Genomic DNA, 19,801 nt, shown 5'->3' with positions numbered 1-19,801 from the left:
TCAGGCGGATGAACTATGCGCGTGACACTGTTTGCATAACAGACTCAGCTACGGCGATAAAAAGCGGATCAGATGGAGCAGGGGAACAGCACTGCGACAATGTGCTGCACCCCATGGCGTCAGGGGTGCAGGGTTATTTCGAGGGTGCTGACACAGATCAATTAAATCAGCGAACCAGGTTCTTCGGCCTTCACGTGCTGACGCCCGTCGTGGGCACCCGCCACTGTCAAGGCGTCTGCCTCGGCCTCAGTGATATAGATCCGTTCGGCGGCCAGTTCCACGTAGGACATCGACTTGTCGAGGTCAGTAACAATATTGACCCGGGTCGCTGGCACGCTCTGTTCCTGGCCATTGTCATCAAGCGTGAAGTAGCACAGTTGGTTTTCGATACGAATGGGCATGCCGTTCTCCTTGTTCATGGGCTATAAGCGTTAGGGCCCAGCGATGTGAAGGGGTTCCAGGCAACTGACTGGCGGTCGTCGCTGTCCATCCTTTACCAACCAGACAAAGGACAGCCCAGATGGACGCGTGGTGGCATGAAGTGTGGCAAACCCTGCAAGCCGAGTTCGCCGACATCGGCGACGCCAAGCAACTCACCCAGATCACCGTGCGCCTGCTGATCGCCGCCATCCTGGGCGGCATCCTCGGCTTTGAGCGCGAGAGCAAGGGCAAGGCGGCAGGGGTGCGCACCCATATGCTGGTGGCGTTGGGCGCTGCATTGTTCGTGATGGTGCCGCAAATGTCCGGCAATCAGGCGGATGCCATGAGCCGGGTAGTGCAGGGGGTGATTGCGGGGATCGGCTTTCTGGGCGCCGGTACGATCATCAAGGGCAAGGATGATGAAGAAGGCCATGTCAAAGGCCTGACCACCGCTGCCGGTTTGTGGATGACCGCTGCGATTGGGGTCTCAGCCGGGTTGGGCCGGGAATCGACAGCGGTGCTGAGTACCTTGCTGGCATTGGCGGTGTTCAGCGTCATGCCAAAAATCGTCAAGCGTTTCGAGAAGGACTGACGATCACGGGCGGCATGGTCGTCGGCGGTTCCTCTACCGGTGGCGGCTCATTTTCGGGCGGTTCTTTTTCCGGAATCGGTTCCGGTTGGCTCGGCGGCAGCGTGGGTTTGTCGATATTCGGGTCCGGCGTTTCCGCTGGGATCGGGATATTCATCGGTGTGGCCTCCTTTGTGCTTTGCTCTATCGGTGGACAGCCGCCGGGGCGAATTGATTCCCCGCTCAATGGCAGTACATCCAGCTGAACTTTTATCGCGGGCCCGGGCTCGGACCTATGACGGCCTTGCTCAGGGAGAGCAGCGTCGTATCAGAATTCGGATCAAGCAAAGAGCGTCCATAGGGCGTAAGGGGAAGATGCTCGATGACTGCTGAAACACTGACTCCAGATGAATCCTTGTTACCGTTGTCCCAGGCCTTGTTGCTGCCCAGGATCGCCATCGAAAGCACCACCCCCGTGATTGACGGCGGCGAATTCGCCGTAAAAGCCGTGGTGGGCCAGCGCGTCAACGTCACCAGCAAAGTCTTCGCCGACGGCCATGACAAGCTCGCCGTGCTGATCCGCTGGCGCCCGCTGCAGGACGAAAGCTGGCACAGCGTGGTCATGACCGACGTGGGCAACAACGGCTGGGAGGGCGCGTTTACCGTGGCCCAGCAAGGCCCTCACGAATACTGCATCGAAGCCTGGATCGATACCTTTGCCAGCTTTTGCTACGAGTTGCGCAAGAAACATGAGGCCGGCGTGCCGGTCAGCCTGGAGTTGCAGGAAGGCCGCAGCCTGGTGCTGCAGGCCGCCGAGCGCAGTGACAATGAGCTACGTGACCGCCTGATGCTGTTGCACCACGAACTCTCCGGCCTGCTGGAAACCGAGCAGGTCGCGCAGTTCCTGCACGAAGACAGTGCGCACTTGATGACCCAGGCCGATCATCGCGCCTATCTGAGCATCAGCACGGTGTACCCCATCGATGTGGAGCGCGAAGCGGCGCTGTTTGCCAGTTGGTACGAGCTGTTCCCGCGCTCGATCACCGACGATCCCGCGCGCCACGGCACCTTTAATGACGTGCACTCGCGCCTGTCGATGATCCATGACATGGGTTTTGACGTGCTGTATTTCCCGCCAATCCATCCCATCGGCCGCAGCCACCGCAAAGGCAAGAACAATTCCCTGACCGCCGGCCCGGATGATCCGGGCAGCCCCTATGCCATCGGCAGCGAAGACGGCGGCCATGAGGCGATTCATCCGCAACTGGGCAGCCGCGACGACTTTCGCCGCCTGGTCCAGGCGGCCGCCGAGCATGGTCTGGAAATTGCCTTGGACTTCGCCATCCAGTGTTCCCAGGACCACCCGTGGCTCAAGGAGCATCCGGGCTGGTTCAACTGGCGTCCGGACGGCACGATCAAATACGCGGAAAACCCGCCGAAGAAGTATCAGGACATCGTCAACGTCGACTTTTACGCGGCGGACGCCATTCCGGGCCTGTGGACCGAGCTGCGCGATATCGTGGTGGGCTGGGTCGAAGAGGGCGTGAAGACCTTTCGCGTCGACAACCCCCACACCAAGCCGCTGCCGTTCTGGCAATGGCTGATCAGCGATGTGCGCGCCAAGCACCCCGACGTGATATTCCTCGCCGAGGCATTCACCACGCCGGCGATGATGGCGCGCCTGGGCAAGGTCGGCTATTCCCAGAGCTACACCTATTTCACTTGGCGCAATACCAAAGCCGAGTTGAGCGAATACCTGACGCAGTTGAACGAGTCGCCGTGGCGCGAATGCTACCGGCCAAATTTCTTCGTGAATACGCCGGATATCAACCCGGCCTTCCTGCACGAATCCGGCCGTCCCGGCTTTTTGATCCGTGCCGCGCTGGCCACCATGGGCTCAGGCCTGTGGGGCATGTATTCCGGCTTCGAACTCTGCGAAGCGGCCCCGGTGCCGGGCAAAGAAGAATACCTGGACTCGGAGAAATACGAGATTCGTCCACGGGACTTCACCGCGCCCGGCAACATCATTGCCGAGATCGCCCAGCTCAACCGTATCCGTCGGCAGAACCCGGCGTTGCAGACGCACCTGGGGCTCAAGCTCTACAACGCCTGGAACGACAACATCCTGTATTTCGGCAAGCGCAGCGAGGATGGCAGCAACTTCATTTTGGTTGCAGTGAACCTTGATCCCTTCAATGCCCAGGAAGCCCATTTCGAGCTGCCACTGTGGGAGTTAGGCCTGCCGGACGACGCCCAGACCCAGGGCGAAGACTTGATGAACGGCCATCGCTGGACCTGGTATGGCAAAAGCCAGTGGATGCGGCTGGAGCCGCAGATGCCGTTTGGGATCTGGCGTATTACCACTTCTTGAAACCGGACCTGTAGGAGCCGGCTTGCCGGCGATAAGGCCGCTGGCATCGCTGCATGGCTCAAGTACGCCATCGCCGGCAAGCCGGCTCCTACAGTGACCGCGTTTCTCCCGTTCGAATATTCCAGGAGTTTCCAATGGCGAAGAAGCCCAACGCTGCCACCTTCATCAAAGACCCGCTCTGGTACAAGGACGCGGTGATCTACCAGGTTCACGTTAAATCCTATTTCGACTCCAATAACGACGGCATCGGTGATTTCCCGGGCCTGATCGCCAAGCTCGACTACATCGCCGATCTGGGCGTAAACACCATTTGGCTATTGCCGTTCTACCCCTCGCCGCGTCGCGACGATGGCTATGACATTGCCGAATACCGTGGTGTGCACAGCGACTACGGGACCATGGCCGACGCCAAGCGCTTTATTGCCGAGGCGCACAAGCGCGGGCTGCGGGTGATCACCGAACTGGTGATCAACCACACCTCCGACCAGCACCCCTGGTTCCAACGCGCGCGCAAGGCCAAGCCGGGCTCGGCGGCGCGGGACTTCTACGTGTGGTCGGATGACGACCAGAAATACGACGGCACGCGCATCATCTTCCTCGACACCGAGAAGTCGAACTGGACCTGGGACCCGGTCGCCGGCCAATACTTCTGGCACCGCTTCTATTCCCACCAACCCGACCTCAACTTTGACAACCCCCAGGTGATGAAAGCTGTGTTGTCGGTGATGCGTTACTGGCTGGATATGGGCATTGACGGCCTGCGCCTCGACGCCATTCCGTACCTGATTGAGCGCGACGGCACCAACAACGAAAACCTGCCTGAAACCCACGACGTGCTCAAGCAGATCCGCGCCGAAATCGATGCCCATTACCCCGACCGCATGCTGCTGGCCGAAGCCAACCAGTGGCCGGAAGACACCCAACTCTACTTTGGTGACAAGAAGGGCGATGACGGCGACGAATGTCACATGGCCTTCCACTTCCCCCTGATGCCGCGCATGTACATGGCCCTGGCCCAGGAAGATCGCTTCCCGATCACCGACATCCTGCGCCAGACCCCGGAGATTCCCGCCAACTGCCAATGGGCGATTTTCCTGCGCAACCACGATGAACTGACCCTGGAAATGGTCACCGACAAAGAGCGCGACTACCTGTGGAACTACTACGCCGCCGACCGGCGCGCGCGGATCAACCTGGGTATTCGTCGGCGTCTTGCGCCGTTGATGGAGCGCGATCGTCGTCGTGTGGAGTTGCTCAATAGCCTGTTGCTGTCGATGCCCGGCACGCCGACGTTGTATTACGGCGATGAAATCGGCATGGGCGATAACATCTACCTCGGTGACCGCGATGGCGTGCGTACGCCGATGCAATGGTCCATCGACCGCAACGGCGGTTTCTCCCGCGCCGACCCGGCCAGCCTGGTGTTGCCGCCGATCATGGACCCGCAATACGGCTATCAGTCGGTGAATGTCGAGACCCAGGCCCAGGACCCGCATTCGTTGCTGAACTGGACCCGGCGCATGCTGGCGGTGCGCAAGCAATCCAAGGCGTTCGGCCGTGGCAGCTTGAAAATGCTTTCACCAAGCAACCGCCGCATCCTGGCTTATACCCGTGAGTTCACCGGTGATGATGGGCGCAACGAGATCATCCTCTGCGTGGCCAACGTGTCGCGCAGTGCCCAGGCGGCCGAGTTGGACCTGTCGGCATTCGCCGGCATGGTGCCGGTGGAGATGCTCGGCGGGAATGCCTTCCCGCCCATCGGCCAGCTGAACTTCCTGCTGACCCTGGCGCCTTACGGCTTTTATTGGTTTGTGCTGGCGCCGGAAAACCAGATGCCCAGCTGGCATGTGGAACCGGCCCAGAGCATGCCGGACTTCACCACGCTGGTATTGAAAAAGCGCATGGAAGAATTGCTCGAAGAACCTTGCCGCGCCTCCCTGGAACAGACCGCACTGCCGGCCTGGCTGCCCAAGCGCCGCTGGTTCGCGGGCAAGGACACGGCCATCGACAGCGTGCGCATTGCCTACGGCGTGCGCTTTGGCGATCCCCAGCATCCGGTGTTGCTCAGCGAGCTTGAAGTGACGGCCGGTGGCCAGGTCAGCCGTTATCAGTTGCCGTTCGGCTTCCTCGGTGAAGACCAGTTCACCAGCGCCTTGCCGCAGCAATTGGCCCTGGCCCGTGTACGCCGAGTGCGTCAGGTGGGGTTGGTGACCGATGCCTTCAGCCTCGAACACTTTATCCGCGCCGTCATCCAGGGTTTACAGGCGGGCACCGTGCTCAACACCAGCGAAGGCGAGCTGCGCTTTGCCGCCACGCCGCACCTGGCCAAGCTGCAACTGACGGATGAGTCCGAAGTGCGCTACCTGTCGGCCGAGCAGTCGAACAGCTCGGTGGTGGTGGGCGAGAGCCTGGTGCTCAAGCTGATCCGCAAAGTCGCCTCCGGCGTGCACCCGGAACTGGAAATGAGCGCCTACCTGACCGAAGCCGGCTACCCCAACATCTCGCCGCTACTGGGCTCGATGGTGCGTCATGATGCCGAAGGCCAAGACAACCTGCTGATGATTGCCCAAGGCTATTTGAGCAACCAGGGCGATGCCTGGGGTTGGACCCAGAACAACCTGGAAAGGGCGATTCGCGACGAACTGGCCGAAGCCATCTCCGAACAGGAACAGCACTACAACGCCCTGGGCGAGCTGGCGGATTTTGCCGGGTTGCTCGGCCAACGCCTGGGTGAAATGCACCTGGTGCTCGGCGCGAAAACCACCAACAAGGACTTCAAGCCCGAAGCCACCACGGCCAAGGACAGCCAGGCCTGGGCCAAGGACGTCGGCGCGCAGCTGGACCGCGCGTTGCAACTGCTCAAACTTCATCAAAGCCAGTTGAACCCCGCGGATCAAGCGCTGGTCAGTGAATTGCTGGCGCAGAAAAAAGCCATTGCCAGCCATGTGCAGGCCTTGGCGAAAGCCACGGCCGGCGGGTTGCGTATTCGGGTCCACGGTGACTTGCACCTGGGCCAAGTGCTGGTGGTGAAGGGCGATGCCTACCTGATCGATTTCGAAGGCGAACCGGCGCGGCCACTGCACGAACGACGCGGCAAGCACAGCCCGTATAAAGATGTGAGCGGCGTGTTGCGCTCCTTCGACTACGCGGCAGCCATGGCCTTGAATGTACAAGGGGTGGACCATTCGCCCGAAGCGGACCAGGCGCGCAAACGCGTGACTGACCGTTACCTCAAAGAAGCACGCCAGGCCTTTATCCAGGCTTATCAGTCCGCTACGTCTACACTGGCGCATGACTGGCAGGATGCCAAAGGTCAGGACGCAGCGCTGACATTGTTCAGCCTGGAGAAGGCCGCGTATGAAGTGGCCTACGAAGCGGAAAACCGCCCGACCTGGTTGCCGGTGCCCCTGCAAGGGTTGCACGGACTGTTGAGCGGGCTTGCACCTATATCGAAAACTGCACGCGGTGGGGAGACGTCATGAGCTTTACAAATAAAGAACCGCTGCAACCGAAGTTGACTGCATTGCCGGCGTCCAAGGACGTCGAAGCGCTGGTACGCGCCGAGCACCATGACCCGTTCTCGATTCTCGGGCCACACGATGATGAACACGGCGGCCAGTTTATCCGCGCGTTCCTGCCGGAGGCCTTGAGCGTCCAGGTGCTGGCGCGCGACAGCGGCGAGCCGATCGGCAGCCTGGACGCGAGCCAGGTCCCGGGGTTGTTTGTCGGGCAGTTCAAGACCCGGCAGGCGTACCTGTTGAAAATCCAGTGGGCCGGCGGTGAACAGATCACCGAAGACCCTTACAGCTTCCAACAACTGTTGCTCGGTGAAATGGACCTGTACCTGTTCGCTGAAGGCAATCACCGCGATCTCGGCAGTTGCCTGGGGGCCCAGGTGACCAGCGTCGATGGCATTGAGGGTGTGCGCTTCGCCGTGTGGGCACCGAATGCGCGGCGGGTCTCGGTGGTGGGCGACTTCAATATCTGGGACGGTCGCCGGCATCCGATGCGCCTGCGCCATCCTTCCGGCGTGTGGGAGATCTTTATCCCACGTCTGCAGCCGGGTGCGGCCTACAAGTACGAAGTACTCGGCGCTAATGGGATCCTGCCGCTCAAGGCCGACCCCGTGGCGTTGGCCACTCAACTGCCGCCCGACACGGCTTCGAAGGTTGCCGAGCCCTTGCAGGTGGACTGGCAGGACCACGAATGGATGCAATCGCGAGTCGAGAAGCAAAAGACCACCGCGCCGTTGTCGATCTATGAATTGCACGTGGGTTCCTGGCAGGCGGAGCTGGATGAAGCGGGCGAAGTGGCGCGCCAATACAACTGGCGCGAATTGGCCGAGCGCCTGATTCCCTATGTGCATCAACTGGGTTTCACCCATATCGAGCTGATGCCGATCATGGAGCACCCGTTCGGCGGCTCCTGGGGCTACCAGGCCTTGTCACAGTTCGCACCGACGGCACGCTTCGGTTCGCCGCAGGATTTCGCCTATTTCGTCAACGCCCTGCATCAGGCCGATATCGGCGTGATCCTTGACTGGGTGCCGGCGCATTTCCCCACCGACACCCACGGCCTGGCGCAATTCGACGGCACTGCGCTGTACGAATATGCCAACCCGCTGGAAGGGTTCCATCAGGATTGGGACACGCTGATCTACAATTTGGGCCGCACCGAAGTGCATGGCTTCATGTTGGCGTCGGCGTTGCATTGGCTCAAACACTTCCATATCGACGGCCTGCGCGTGGACGCCGTGGCTTCGATGCTCTACCGCGACTACTCACGTAAAGCCGGCGAATGGGTGCCGAATCGCCATGGCGGCCGCGAAAACCTGGAAGCCATCGACTTCCTGCGTCACCTCAACGATGTGGTCGCTATCGAGGCACCTGGTGCCCTGGTGATCGCCGAGGAATCCACCGCCTGGCCCGGCGTCAGCCAGCCCACCCAGCAAGGCGGCCTGGGCTTCAACTACAAATGGAACATGGGCTGGATGCACGATTCCCTGCATTACATCCAGCAGGACCCGGTGTACCGCGCCCACCATCACAACGAGCTGAGCTTTGGCCTGGTGTATGCCTGGTCCGAGCGTTTCATCCTGCCGATCTCCCATGATGAAGTGGTGCACGGCAAGCATTCGCTGATCGACAAGATGCCTGGCGACCGTTGGCAGAAGTTCGCCAACCTGCGCGCTTACCTGGCGTTCATGTGGATGCACCCCGGCAAAAAGCTGTTGTTCATGGGCTGCGAATTCGGCCAATGGCGCGAGTGGAATCATGACCAGCAATTGGATTGGTACCTGCTGCAGTACGCCGAACACAAAGGCGTGCAGAAGCTGGTGGGCGACCTCAATCGTCTGTACCGCGAGGAGCCGGCCCTGCATGAACAGGACGACGCGCCTCAAGGCTTCCAGTGGCTGATCGGTGACGACGCGATCAACAGCGTCTACGCCTGGCTGCGCTGGAGCAAGGACGGCAAGCCGGTGTTGGTGGTGGCCAACTTCACCCCGGTGCCGCGCGAGGGTTACGCCGTCGGCGTGCCGTTTGGTGGGCGCTGGAGTGAAGTGATCAACAGTGATGCGGACATGTACGCAGGATCCAATTACGGTAATGGAGGCGAGGTGTTTACCCAGGATGAACCCAAGCACGGGCAGCCGGTGTCACTGTCGTTGAATCTGCCGCCACTGGGCGTGCTGATTCTGCGGCCGGAATCGCTTTAAAGGCTCTACCTTGCTGGATTCTGTTGTCCGCACTACTGGCAGGGTGCCACAATGGCGCCTTTGTCGTGGCAGTCGAATCAGGCGAAATTCATGAATGGCCTTGGGCGTGGGCAGGACCAGGATTGCTTTATAGAGGAGCAGGTGCGGACCGACCGTTTGCACCAGCTGTTCCGGCAGTCATTTGCTGCGATTTTCGGCAGTTACCTGGCCGCGGTGATGCTGAGCTGGTTGTGCTGGGATCGGTTTGACCATCAGGTCATCCTGGTCTGGCTGGTGGTATTGGCGGTGACTTCCCTGGTTCGTATCCAGATGTTCATGGAGTGGTTTCGCTGTCCCAATGCCGAGCGTACGCCGGACCGTTGGGAGCGCCGTTACTGGGTTACGCTGATGCTGTCTGCCGCAACCTGGGGAATCGGTGCGTTGGCGGTCATGCCCACCGATGATCGATTGTCCCAGGTGCTGGTGATGCTGTTTACGGTGGGGATGTCGGTCAGCGCCGTGTCCTGTTACTCGGCTTATCGCTACATGACCTTGGCCTCCATGGCTGTGGTGCTATTGCCGTGCACCGTGTGGCTGCTGTTCCAGCCATCCTCGATGCAAGTGGGCGTCGCCATTGCGGTGCTGGTGTTCTCCACCTTTGTGGTCAGCGCCACGCGCAAGCTGTCGGACGCCTTGGAAAAGGCCTTTCGCCTGACCCGTCAGATGGAGCGTGCCCACAACATCTCCACCCGCGCCGCACAGACCGACGAACTCACCGGCCTGATGAACCGGCGTGCCTTTTTCGAACATGCCCAGGTCTTGTACGCACAATGCCGTCACAATCAGCAGCCGTTGTGTGCGTTGATGATGGACATGGACCACTTCAAGGAAATCAATGACACCTACGGTCACCAGGCCGGTGACCAGGTGCTGCGCCAGATTGGTGGGGTGATCAGTGCCTCGTTCCGCCAGGCCGACGTGTACGGGCGCCTGGGCGGCGAGGAATTTGCGGTGTTGCTGCCTAATACGTCGCTGGAAACCGCGCGGGACATTGCCGAGCAGTTGATCAAGGCCATCTCAGGCCTGGCCTCCGAGCCGGTGCATGGCCTGACTGCCAGCCTCGGCGTGGCCTCCACCCATACTCAGGACCAGGACCTGCACGGCCTGATGAACACCGCTGACAAGGCGCTGTATCGTGCCAAGGCCCAAGGGCGTAATCAGGTGGCGGTAGCGGAATAGGACTCAGGACATCGCCTTGGCAAGCGCCCGGGCAACCTGGTCGGCGGAGTAGGGCTTGGGCAGGAACTCGAACCCTTCGTAACCACTTTCGGCCAGTTCCTCGCTGTAGCCGGAGGTGAGCACCACCGGCAAATCCGGGCGCCGTTGGCGCAATACTTTAGCCATCGCTACGCCCGTCATACCGGGCATCACCACATCCGAAAAAATCCCATCGAACGCCAGGGCGTCCGCGCCGGCCAATGCGAGCGCCTGCTCCGCATCGGTGGCCCAGGTGGTCTGGTAACCCAGGTCCTGCAGGATCTGGTTGGCGAAGCGGCCCACTTCGAGGTTGTCTTCCACAATCAGGATATGGCGCAGCGTTATGTTCTGGCCCGGCAGGGGATCTTGCAGGCTTTGCTCGTGTGATATCACCTGCGCCGCCACCTCTGGCAGGTACAGGGTAAACAGCGTGCCCTGGCCCGGATGGCTCGCCACATCGACGTTTCCGCCGGACTGCTTGGCAAAGCCGAACACCTGGGACAACCCCAGGCCAGTGCCTTTGCCGACGGCCTTGGTGGTGAAGAACGGTTCGAAAATGCGTTCCAGCGTCTCGCCGGGAATGCCGCTGCCGGTGTCGGCCAGGGCGATGCTCACAAAGGGTTGGCGGCTTTCCTCGTCGCCACGGATGCGCGGCATGGTGTCCACCGGGGCCACGTGCAAGGTGAGGGTGCCTTGCCCGTCCATGGCGTCCCGGGCGTTCAGGGCGATATTGATCAACGCGGTTTCAAACTGGCTGGCGTCGACGCGCACATGGCAAGGACGCTCGGGCAATTGCACCTGCACATGGATACGTGCGCCGGTGACGCTTTCGAGCATTTCGCCGATGTTCTTGACCCGCAGACCTGCATCGAAGACTTCCGGGTTGAGCGGCTGGCGTCGGGCGAAAGCGAGCAGTTGGCTGGTGAGTTTGCTGGCGCGCTCGACGGTGTCGGAAACAGCGCTCATATAGCGTTGGCGCCGTTCCTCGGACAACCCCGGTTGGCGCAGGAAGTCCACCGACGAGCGGATGATGGTCAACAGGTTGTTGAAGTCATGGGCCACGCCGCCGGTCAATTGGCCGATGGCTTCCAGCTTCTGGGACTGGCGCAACGCCGCTTCCGTCTGGGTGAGGGCGAGGGTGCGCTCCTGCACCCGTTGTTCCAGGGTGGCATTGAGCTCGGTGAACGCCGCCAGGCCCTCGCGTACGGCGGCGTCGGCGCGCACCCGCTCGATATGCGCCCAGGAACGCTCGGTGACTTCCCCGACCAGCGCCAGGTCGTAGGGCGCCCAGACGCGTGCCGTCTTGTGGTGCACTGCCATCAACGCGGTCAGGCGGCCGTCCTTGATCAGTGGGAAGCATACGGTCGCCAGTGCGCCCAGGGCTTGGTAGCTGGCGGCTACCTCCGGCGGGAATTCGACGCGGTTGTCCTGCACCACCAGCGGTTCTCCAGCACGCAGTTGCTGCACGGCCCGCGCGCCGAACGACGCCAGGCTGTAGCGCCCGACGATGCTCGGCGAGCCGGGGGCCGCCCAGTTGCCGCGAATGGTAAAGCCGTCTTCATCGGCGTCCATGTCGGCATAGGCGCAATTGGAGACGTGCAGGTGCTCGGCCAAGAGGCGCGTGGTGGTGGACATGATGCTTTCGGCATCGGTGGCATTGGCCACGGCGCTGCCCACGGCGTCCAGCACCGCCAGGCGGCGGTTGAGGAACACGGTGGCGGTGGTTTCGGTGACGGTATCCAGCATCCCGACAACCTTGCCATCGGGGTCGCGGATGGGGCTGTAGCAAAAGGTGAAATAGGCTTGTTCGAGGCCAGCGCCGCGCTCGATCAGCAGGGGGAAATTCTCGATATAGGTGGCATGCCCCTCAAACGCCGCATTGGCGATGGGACTCACGTCGGCCCAGACTTCATGCCACACCTCACTGAATGGACGACCGAGTGCAAAAGGTTTGTCGCCCAGGATCGGAATGAACGCGTCGTTGTACAACGTGGTCAGGTGAGGCCCCCAAATGATTGATTGTGGGAAGCTCGACGCAAGACACAACGCCACGGTGGTCTTGAGCACATCCGGCCACTGCTCCAGCGGTCCCAGGGGGGTGCTTGCCCAATCGTATTGGCGAACCTGCTCAGCCATGTCGCTGCTGCTTTGCAGCCAATTCATCATTGCGATAACACCTTGTTTGCCACGGTCTGTTCACTGCCTGGAAGGGACGGCCCAACAAGCAACAGACCGGAATGCCCGCTGGCAGTTCAGCGGGATTATCGCGGTGATAGCAATTTGATGCACTGTCCGTTTGAGTGGATGGGCAGGTGGGCCTACTGGGCGCCAAAAACCCCCGTCCAGTAAATCCCCGCATCACTTTTCGGGTCCATGGCATAGGCCGCACCCAACTCACGAAATTGCGGGTTCATCAGGTTGGCGCAATGGCCCGGACTGGCGAGCCAGCCGTCGACAACCTTGCGTGGTGTATCCAGGCCGGCCGCGATGTTTTCGCCGATGTTCTTCGCAATGTACCCAGCCAGTTCAGCGCGGTCGCCGGGCGTGCGGCCGTCGTGGTCGAGGTGATCGAAGAAGTTGCCGTTGGCCATGTTGCGCGTGTGGCTGTTGGCGGCGCCCGCCAGGTCGTCATTCCAGGACAACGGCGTGGTAGCCGTGAACGCCTGGGTGCCGCACTGGCGTGGTTGTGAGCGCGCGGTGTTGATCAGGTTGAGCAGTTGCTTGCCTTCGGTCTGCCAATCGCCCAGGCCACTGGTGAGCAGCGGGCGGGCGAGCACGATGCGCCAGTCCTGGCCGCTGTTGCTCACGCCGATATCGACAAATTGCGGGTCCAGCACCACGCGGCAGAAGCTTTCGCGCACCGCCTTCATGGCTGCCTGGGCATCCTTGGGCCCCGACAGGCTGATCGCCTGCACATTGACCATCGGGTACGCGGCCCGCGCCAGCGCCTGCTGCAGGTCGCCCACGTTGGTGGCCGGCAGCACCAGCCGGGTGTCGCTGGCCAATGGCGGCAGTTCCTGGGAGCCCTGGTCGCCGCAACGTTGCACCTGGCTGCGGTATTGGTTGATCTGTTTTACCAACTGACTTTCTTCATTCGCCATCGCGCTGGCGCAGAACACCGTAGTGGCGGCCAGCGTCGTAAGACCCATCATCAATGACAGAACGCGCATGGACGTTACCCTTGAGCTTGAAAGTGCCCATGATGCGCGATGTAACCCGGTCTGGTGCAACGCCTTTTTTGTTTTTTTGCCTCAATGGGTGTTCTGCAGGGAGTTGAAGGCACTGAATCGGCGCCATGCCATCACCCATGCCAGCAGGATCAAGGCCAGTGCGACGCCGAACGTTGCATGCAGGCCATAGGCCACGGATTGGGGGAGCGCACGGGTGACATCCGGGCTGGCCCAGGCGAACACCGCGCCCAGCGCCCAGGCGCCGACAATCAGCCCGAGGTTGCGTGACAGGTTCAATAGGCCCGAGACCGTGCCACGCCGCGCGGCATCCACGTCGCTCATCACAGCGGTGTTGTTGGCGGCCTGGAACAGGCTGTAACCGGTGGTCAGGATCACCAATGCACCCAGGTAGGCGAACAGGCCCGAAGCGCAGGACAACAGCAGGGCGCCACAGGCCATCAGGCCCAGGCCGGCCAATGTCATGCGCGGGCTGCCGAGGCGGTCGGTGAGCCTGCCGGCGGGGACGCCGCTGATGGCCGCGACACAGGGCCCGACCGCCATTGCCAGGCCCATCCATTCGGGATCGAGTCCCAGGCCTCGGGACAGATAGAACGGTCCAACCACAAACGTGGCCATGATCACGGCGGCGACCAGGGCACTCATGACCAGGCCGGTGAGCAACGGCGCGTCTTTTAATGATGCCCAGAAACTTGAGCCATCGCGGGGTGCCACGCGGGGCCGGTCAATCGGCAGATAGCGGTAGCCTAGGGCGACAGCCATCCCTCCCAATGGCATGCCTATCAGGAAGATCGCGCGCCAGCCCCACACACTCAGCAACACACCGCCAACACTGGGGCCCATTGCAGTGCCGACGGCGGACATCGTGCCCAGCAAACCCATCACGCGGCCGGTACGCTCCTTGGTAACAGTGTCTGCGACCATGCCGAGGGCCATTGCCATCATTACGGCTGCGCCGAGGCCTTGCAGTACGCGTGCTGCAACCAGCCACGCAAGGGACGGCGCCAAGCCGCACAACCCGCACGCCACGGCGAACAGCAGCAACCCGGCAAGCAACAATCGCCGCCGCCCGAACCGGTCTCCCAGGCGTCCGGCACTCACAATCACCGCCGTGATCGCCAACAGGTAAGCCAGCACCACCCACTGCACCGCGTGGAAAGAGGCATCAAACGCCTGCGCCAGGCTGGGCAGGCCGACATTGGCGATGCTGGTGCCCAGCGAGGCCAGCAACATGGACAGGCACAGGCTGATGAGGCTGCCGCGTGATTGGGTAGACATGGCAAATCCTTGAGTAATGGCAACTGTCACAAATCTACGGCGTCGCCTAACATGGCGGAAGACGCATGGATTGCAGTTAATAGATGCATGCAACGCCTTATAAGGAGTGCGGATGCCCGATCTCAATCTGCTGATCACCTTGGATGTGCTGCTCGCCGAAGGCAGTGTCGCAGCTGCGGCTAAACGCCTGCGCCTGAGCCCTTCGGCCATGAGCCGCGCCCTGGCCCGATTGCGCGAGACCACCGGCGACCCTTTGCTGGTACGCGCCGGTCGCGGCCTGGTGCCCACACCCAGGGCGGTGGCGTTGCGTGAGCAGGTCAGCCGCTTGGTGCAAGAGGCCAATGCGGTGCTGCGTCCCGTGCAATCCCTGGACATGGCCCAGGTGGCGCGTACCTTCACCCTGCGCACCAGCGAAGAGTTCGTCGAAAATTTCGGCCCGGCATTGCTGGCGCGTATCGCTGAGGACGCGCCCGGTGTGCGCCTGCGCTTCATCAACAAAACCGACAAGGACAGCACCTTGTTGCGTGAGGGCAGCGTTGACCTGGAAACCGGCGTGGTCGACCCCACCGCCAGCCCGGAAGTGCTGACCCAGGCGCTGTTTCGCGATCGCTTGGTGGGTGTGGTACGCAGTGGCCATCCTCTCAGCCGAGGTGACGTCAGCGTTGAACGTTACGCCGCAGGCCGGCACGTCTACGTCTCCCGACGCGGCCAGGACCGCGGCCAGATCGACGACATGCTCGAAGCCCAAGGCCTCACGCGATAGATCAATACCGTCGTCGCCGGTTTTGCCACAGCCATCGCTCTAGCCCGCGACACCGACCTGATCGCCAGCGTGCCGGAACGCTATACCGCCCACCAACGCGAGGGCTTGTGCAGTTTTGCATTGCCGCTGGCGTTGCCCACCTTCACCGTGTCTATGCTCTGGCACCCCAGGCTGGACGCTGACCTGGCCCATCGCTGGTTGCGCGGATGTTTGCGTGAGGTGTGCGGGCTGCAACAGGTACAATCGCCGCTGCCTTGATGCTAAACCCAGGAATTTGCATGTTCAGCCTTACCCGCTACACCACACCGTGCCCCGAGCCCATCAATGCTCAGATCCTGCAGATGGTGGTGGACAACCTCACCGACATCAGCAGCGTGGCGCTGCCGCCGAGCAACCTGCTGTACAACATCTACCAGTACGCCATTGGCTTTGAGGTGCACCTGTACCTGGAAGCGTTGAACGGTGCCAAAGGCATTGCCGTCGAATTGGTGGTGGCGATGGAAGAGGAAAAGCTGATCGGCTTTTGCCTGTACCTGCCGGTGAAGGATGACCCAGAAGCCTGCGGTATCGCGTTTATGGCAGTGCAGGTTGGCCACCGGCGCCAGGGTGTGGCACGCGCAATGATGGGGGATGTGCTGAGCCGATATCCCCATGCGGAGCTGGCGTGCTCAGTGGAAAAAGTGCCGGCGTTCGAGGGCATGGGTTTTCAAGTGCGCGGCGCACGGGGCACTCAGGTGCTGATGAACACACGGGACTACGGCACGGACGGCTTGATGGGCGTGCTGGATGTGGCGGCGATCTACAGCTCATTGGAGGTGCGGCAGATTCATACCTATCTGCTGCAAAAACATGGCAAGCGCGCCATGGTGGATGCCGAGAAACAGCGGGATCGGCATCTTGATCAACTGGCGCACAAGGTGCAGGTGTTTATACAGAATCGGGGCTGAAGCACACGCCGTACTCAGGTAAACACCCGTCGCGCTGGTTTATTCCTCATCCGTCAAAAATTATTTAATCGCGGCCGCGATTGACCATCGCCAGAATGGTTGCCAACAACTCCTGCTGCGCCTCTTCGCGGCTGATCTCACCGCTGGCCGCCGCCTGGGACAGCGCCTCCGCCGCCCCCAACATGCCGCGCAGTCCCGCCTGGGATATGCGACCAAAGGGCGACAGCGCGTCACGGCATTTATCGAGGAAGATCGCCTCGTACTGGCGCTTGAGGGCTTCCAGTTCCGGCGAACTGCTGAGGGCCGCAATCACCCCTGGGATTTCCCGACCCTGTAACAGCACGCAATCCACATAGGACGCGGCGATCACCCAGGCACGGTCGTCAAGGGTTGCGTTGCTGGCCGCGATGGCGCTGGCAAAGACCTGGTCCTGACGCGCATCGAAATCTTCATACAGCGCGGCCAGCAACCCGGCGCGGGTGACGAAATGGTCATAGACCACCGGTTTGGTCACCCCCGCCAACTCCGCCAGGCGGCCGAGTGTGAGGGCTTCGGTGCCTTCATCGCGCACCAGTTGCCAGGCCACGTCCAGCAGTTGGCGCAGGCGATCTTCGCGAGACAGGCGACGACGAGGAGCGGGGGACGCTGTGCTTGACATGCTTATATACCAAAAGTAACTTACTAATCGTAACTTAAGCCCAGCGTAACCTCTCAGGGAGTCAATGTCATGCACGCACTCATCGTTGTTGCTCACCACGACCCGCAATCCCTCACCCACAGCGTGGCGGCCCAGGTCGCCACCGGCCTTGCTGCGTCGGGCCACACCTTCGAAATGGCCGACATCGCCGCCGAAGGGTTCGACCCGCGCTATAACGCAGCCGACCATCGGGTACACCGTATGCGCGCCACGCCACCGGCGGACGTACTGGCTGAACAGGCCCGTATCGATCGCGCCGATGCGCTGGTGCTGGCATTCCCAATCTACTGGTGGTCCATGCCGGGCCTGCTCAAAGGCTGGATCGACCGCGTGTTCATCAACGGTTGGGCGATCGATTACGGTCCCGATATGCCGGTGGTGAAGAAATTGCGCCACTTGCAGGTACACCTGCTGGCCCTGGGCGCTGCCGACGACGGAGCGTTTGATCGACACGGCTACGCCAAGGCCATGCGCACGCAAATTGACTACGGGATCTTCGATTACTGCGGCGCGCAGGTGGTCACGTCAGCGCTGTTGCTGGATTCGGAAAGCGGCGGGGCGCAGGCGCATCTGAAGCAGGCCCGGGCCTTGGGCGAGGGACTGTTTGAGACCGAGACAGTCGCTGGTTGATTCAACCTTCGCGAAACAAATCGTGGGCGTCGAGCAGGCGGTAAGCGATTTCCGGCTGATTCTCCAGGCCTCGACGAATCGCGGCCGGGATCGATTGGCGGGTCTTGCGGCACAGGCCCGGTAGCTCGTCGATGACGATCTGAATGCCACGCATGCTCTTGACCTCGGTGTGACCCGGCGCGATATGCACGCGGATGCCCAATTGCTGGTACATCAGCTGTTGCATGCGTTCCAGGTCTTGCAGGCTCTTGAGGTGTTCAAGGCGGTCGAGCAGTTTTTTCTCTTCCTGCCGCGTGAGGTTAAGGATACGCAGGTCGGCGCCCGGCGCTTGCAGCAGCTCTTCGCGGTCGCAGACGCAGGCGCCGGGTGGGCAGGGTTGGCGGATTGTCATGTACAGTGCCTCCCCATTCCGACGCCGAGCCCTCAGTAGCTCAACTGAACCCCAAGACTGCCCAGCGCCTTCCAGTAATCAGGATAGGTCTTGGCGACGCAGTCCGGGTCTTGGATGCGGATCCCCGAAACCTTCAGCCCGGCCAGGGCAAAGCACATGGCGATGCGGTGGTCGGCGTGGGTGTCGATCAGCGCGTTGCAGGCGGTGCCGGCCAGGGCGGGGTCGCTGGCTACCAGCAGGTCGTCGCCTTCGATGGTCGCCAGGCCAGGGCGGATCTCGTTGAGGCCGTCATGCAGCGCCTGTACGCGGTCGCATTCCTTGACCCGCAGGTTGGCCAGTTCAGTGAAACGCACGGGGGTGTTGTTGAACGCCGCGAGCACTGCCAGGGTGGGGATGGCGTCTTGCATTTGCGAACCGACCACTGTCGCCTGCATGTTCGGGAACTGCGCGATCACGGCCTGGGCCTTGGCGTCCGGCTGGGTGAAATCCTGCGCGGCCACGCCGATGTCGATGCGGCCACCGGTTAACACTTCAGCGGCCCACAGGTAGGTGGCGGCAGAGGCGTCGGGTTCGATCAGGTAGTCGTGGGCGGTGTAGCCGGTCGGGGCCACGCGCCAGGTGGTGTCGTCGACTGCTTCGACCTTGGCACCGAAGGCGCGCATGCAGTCCAGGGTCAGGTCCACGTAGCCACGGGCACCGATGTCCTTGCCGGTCAGCGCCACTTCAATCGGCGCTTCGCCACAGGCAGCGAGCATCAGCAGGGCCGATACGTATTGGCTGGACAGGCCGCCGTCGATCTCGAAACGCTTGGCTTTGATCTTGCCGACGCCGTGCACGGTGACGGGGGGGCAACCGGTGGGGCTGTCGACCTGGATGCCGTTCTGGCCGAGGGTTGCCAGCAGCGGGCCGATCGGGCGTTTTTGCATGTAGTCGTCGCCGTCCAGCACCACGGTGCCTTCCACGGTGGCCACGGCGGCAGTGAGGAAGCGCATGGCGGTGCCGGCGTTGCCGAGGAACAGTGGCTGTGGCGGCAGTTGCAGTTTGCCTTGGCCGGTGACGACGAAGGTGGTGTCGTCGGGTTCGTCGACGGTCACGCCCATTTGGCGCAGGGCTACGGACATGTGGCGGGTGTCGTCGCTCTTGAGTGCGCCGCTGAGGCGGCTGGTGCCTTTGGCCAGGGCGGCGAGCAGGAGGGCGCGGTTGGTAATGGATTTGGAGCCGGGGGGCGCGACCTTGCCATTGAGGGGGACGTTGGGCGGGGTGACGGTCACGGTTTTCTGCGAACTCAAGGTACAGGGCTCCTGATTCAAGGCACGGGCGGCGGGCGGAGTTGAATAATCGGGTATAGATGTGGTGCTTGTCGAGCTTGGGGTCATGGGCGCTGATATTTACTGGGGGTATATCGTTCCAACTGTGGGAGCTGGCTTGCCTGCGATGGCGTTTGTTCGGTGTACATATCCGTTATTTGGGTAGCGGCGGCTTAGGGTTCCGCCCTTACGGCGGCTCACTTTTGAACAGCGCAAAAGTAAGCAAAACGCTCTTGCCCCAACACTCGGCACCTCGCTTAGGCTCGGTGTGCCCTCACTCCGGCTTGAA

15 protein-coding genes and 1 pseudogene are annotated in these 19,801 nt (G+C 61.8%); 8 read left to right on the top strand and 8 right to left on the bottom strand.

Annotated elements, in window-relative coordinates:
• Window positions 1–161: 161 nt before the first annotated feature.
• The gene (locus EJ576_RS27960; protein WP_122727504.1) at window positions 162–401 is read right to left on the bottom strand and encodes a DUF3203 family protein; all 240 of its coding nucleotides are present in this window, start codon (window positions 399–401) and stop codon (window positions 162–164) included.
• A 119-nt stretch (window positions 402–520) separates the two neighbouring features.
• Here EJ576_RS27960 and EJ576_RS27955 point away from each other — a divergent pair, with 119 nt between their 5' ends.
• A complete protein-coding gene (locus tag EJ576_RS27955) occupies window positions 521–1,012 on the top strand; it encodes an MgtC/SapB family protein (RefSeq protein WP_012723945.1) in 492 nt (163 codons plus the stop codon).
• Here the strand turns inward: EJ576_RS27955 and EJ576_RS29845 are convergent.
• Window positions 990–1,166 (bottom strand): hypothetical protein, encoded by a 177-nt coding sequence (locus EJ576_RS29845; protein ID WP_164393753.1) that lies wholly within the window; start codon window positions 1,164–1,166, stop codon window positions 990–992. The two genes, EJ576_RS27955 and EJ576_RS29845, sit on opposite strands and share 23 nt — an antisense overlap.
• A 204-nt stretch (window positions 1,167–1,370) precedes the next feature.
• Between EJ576_RS29845 and EJ576_RS27950 the strand changes: the two genes are divergently transcribed.
• The 4 genes from EJ576_RS27950 (at window position 1,371) to EJ576_RS27930 (ending at window position 10,293) form a co-directional block, all read left to right on the top strand.
• A complete protein-coding gene (locus EJ576_RS27950) occupies window positions 1,371–3,359 on the top strand; it encodes an alpha-1,4-glucan--maltose-1-phosphate maltosyltransferase (RefSeq protein WP_126571626.1) in 1,989 nt (662 codons plus the stop codon).
• 134 nt (window positions 3,360–3,493) lie between these two features.
• The gene (treS, locus tag EJ576_RS27940; protein WP_126571625.1) at window positions 3,494–6,841 is read left to right on the top strand and encodes a maltose alpha-D-glucosyltransferase; all 3,348 of its coding nucleotides are present in this window, start codon (window positions 3,494–3,496) and stop codon (window positions 6,839–6,841) included.
• Entirely contained in the window at window positions 6,838–9,075 is a 2,238-nt protein-coding gene (glgB, locus tag EJ576_RS27935) for a 1,4-alpha-glucan branching protein GlgB (protein ID WP_126571624.1), read from the top strand. Before treS ends, glgB begins: the two co-directional genes overlap by 4 nt.
• Before the next feature lie 51 nt (window positions 9,076–9,126).
• A complete protein-coding gene (locus tag EJ576_RS27930) occupies window positions 9,127–10,293 on the top strand; it encodes a diguanylate cyclase (protein ID WP_122727496.1) in 1,167 nt (388 codons plus the stop codon).
• A 3-nt stretch (window positions 10,294–10,296) separates the two neighbouring features.
• Here EJ576_RS27930 and EJ576_RS27925 read toward each other — a convergent pair whose 3' ends face one another.
• From EJ576_RS27925 to EJ576_RS27915, 3 genes are all read right to left on the bottom strand, one after another.
• A complete protein-coding gene (locus EJ576_RS27925) occupies window positions 10,297–12,477 on the bottom strand; it encodes an ATP-binding protein (RefSeq protein ID WP_126571623.1) in 2,181 nt (726 codons plus the stop codon).
• A gap of 152 nt (window positions 12,478–12,629) precedes the next feature.
• The gene (locus EJ576_RS27920) at window positions 12,630–13,481 is read right to left on the bottom strand and encodes a CAP domain-containing protein (RefSeq protein WP_126571622.1); all 852 of its coding nucleotides are present in this window, start codon (window positions 13,479–13,481) and stop codon (window positions 12,630–12,632) included.
• Between the two features lie 81 nt (window positions 13,482–13,562).
• On the bottom strand, window positions 13,563–14,777 hold the full coding sequence (locus tag EJ576_RS27915; protein WP_126571621.1) for an MFS transporter: 1,215 nt from the start codon (window positions 14,775–14,777) through the stop codon (window positions 13,563–13,565).
• Between the two features lie 112 nt (window positions 14,778–14,889).
• On the opposite strand from EJ576_RS27915, the pseudogene EJ576_RS27910 reads away from it, so the two are divergent.
• A pseudogene (locus EJ576_RS27910) lies at window positions 14,890–15,798 on the top strand (LysR family transcriptional regulator).
• A 20-nt stretch (window positions 15,799–15,818) separates the two neighbouring features.
• Window positions 15,819–16,487, top strand: coding sequence for a GNAT family N-acetyltransferase (locus tag EJ576_RS27905; protein ID WP_028615960.1), 669 nt, complete (start codon window positions 15,819–15,821; stop codon window positions 16,485–16,487).
• A 64-nt stretch (window positions 16,488–16,551) separates the two neighbouring features.
• Here EJ576_RS27905 and EJ576_RS27900 read toward each other — a convergent pair whose 3' ends face one another.
• Window positions 16,552–17,145, bottom strand: coding sequence for a TetR/AcrR family transcriptional regulator (locus EJ576_RS27900; RefSeq protein ID WP_028615961.1), 594 nt, complete (start codon window positions 17,143–17,145; stop codon window positions 16,552–16,554).
• Between the two features lie 69 nt (window positions 17,146–17,214).
• Between EJ576_RS27900 and EJ576_RS27895 the strand changes: the two genes are divergently transcribed.
• A complete protein-coding gene (locus EJ576_RS27895; RefSeq protein ID WP_126571620.1) occupies window positions 17,215–17,814 on the top strand; it encodes an NAD(P)H-dependent oxidoreductase in 600 nt (199 codons plus the stop codon).
• 1 nt (window position 17,815) lies between these two features.
• On the opposite strand, the gene EJ576_RS27890 is transcribed toward EJ576_RS27895, so the two are convergent.
• Both EJ576_RS27890 and aroA read right to left on the bottom strand, forming a co-directional pair.
• A complete protein-coding gene (locus tag EJ576_RS27890; protein WP_028615963.1) occupies window positions 17,816–18,205 on the bottom strand; it encodes a hypothetical protein in 390 nt (129 codons plus the stop codon).
• Between the two features lie 32 nt (window positions 18,206–18,237).
• On the bottom strand, window positions 18,238–19,494 hold the full coding sequence (gene aroA / locus EJ576_RS27885) for a 3-phosphoshikimate 1-carboxyvinyltransferase (protein WP_122727484.1): 1,257 nt from the start codon (window positions 19,492–19,494) through the stop codon (window positions 18,238–18,240).
• Window positions 19,495–19,801 lie beyond the last annotated feature (307 nt).

It is taken from the genome of Pseudomonas sp. C 49-2 (genome assembly GCF_003970195.1).
GTDB classification, from domain to species: domain Bacteria; phylum Pseudomonadota; class Gammaproteobacteria; order Pseudomonadales; family Pseudomonadaceae; genus Aquipseudomonas; species Aquipseudomonas canadensis.
Note: the sequence above shows the minus strand (reverse complement) of the source record. Positions and strands in the feature narration are given on the sequence as shown.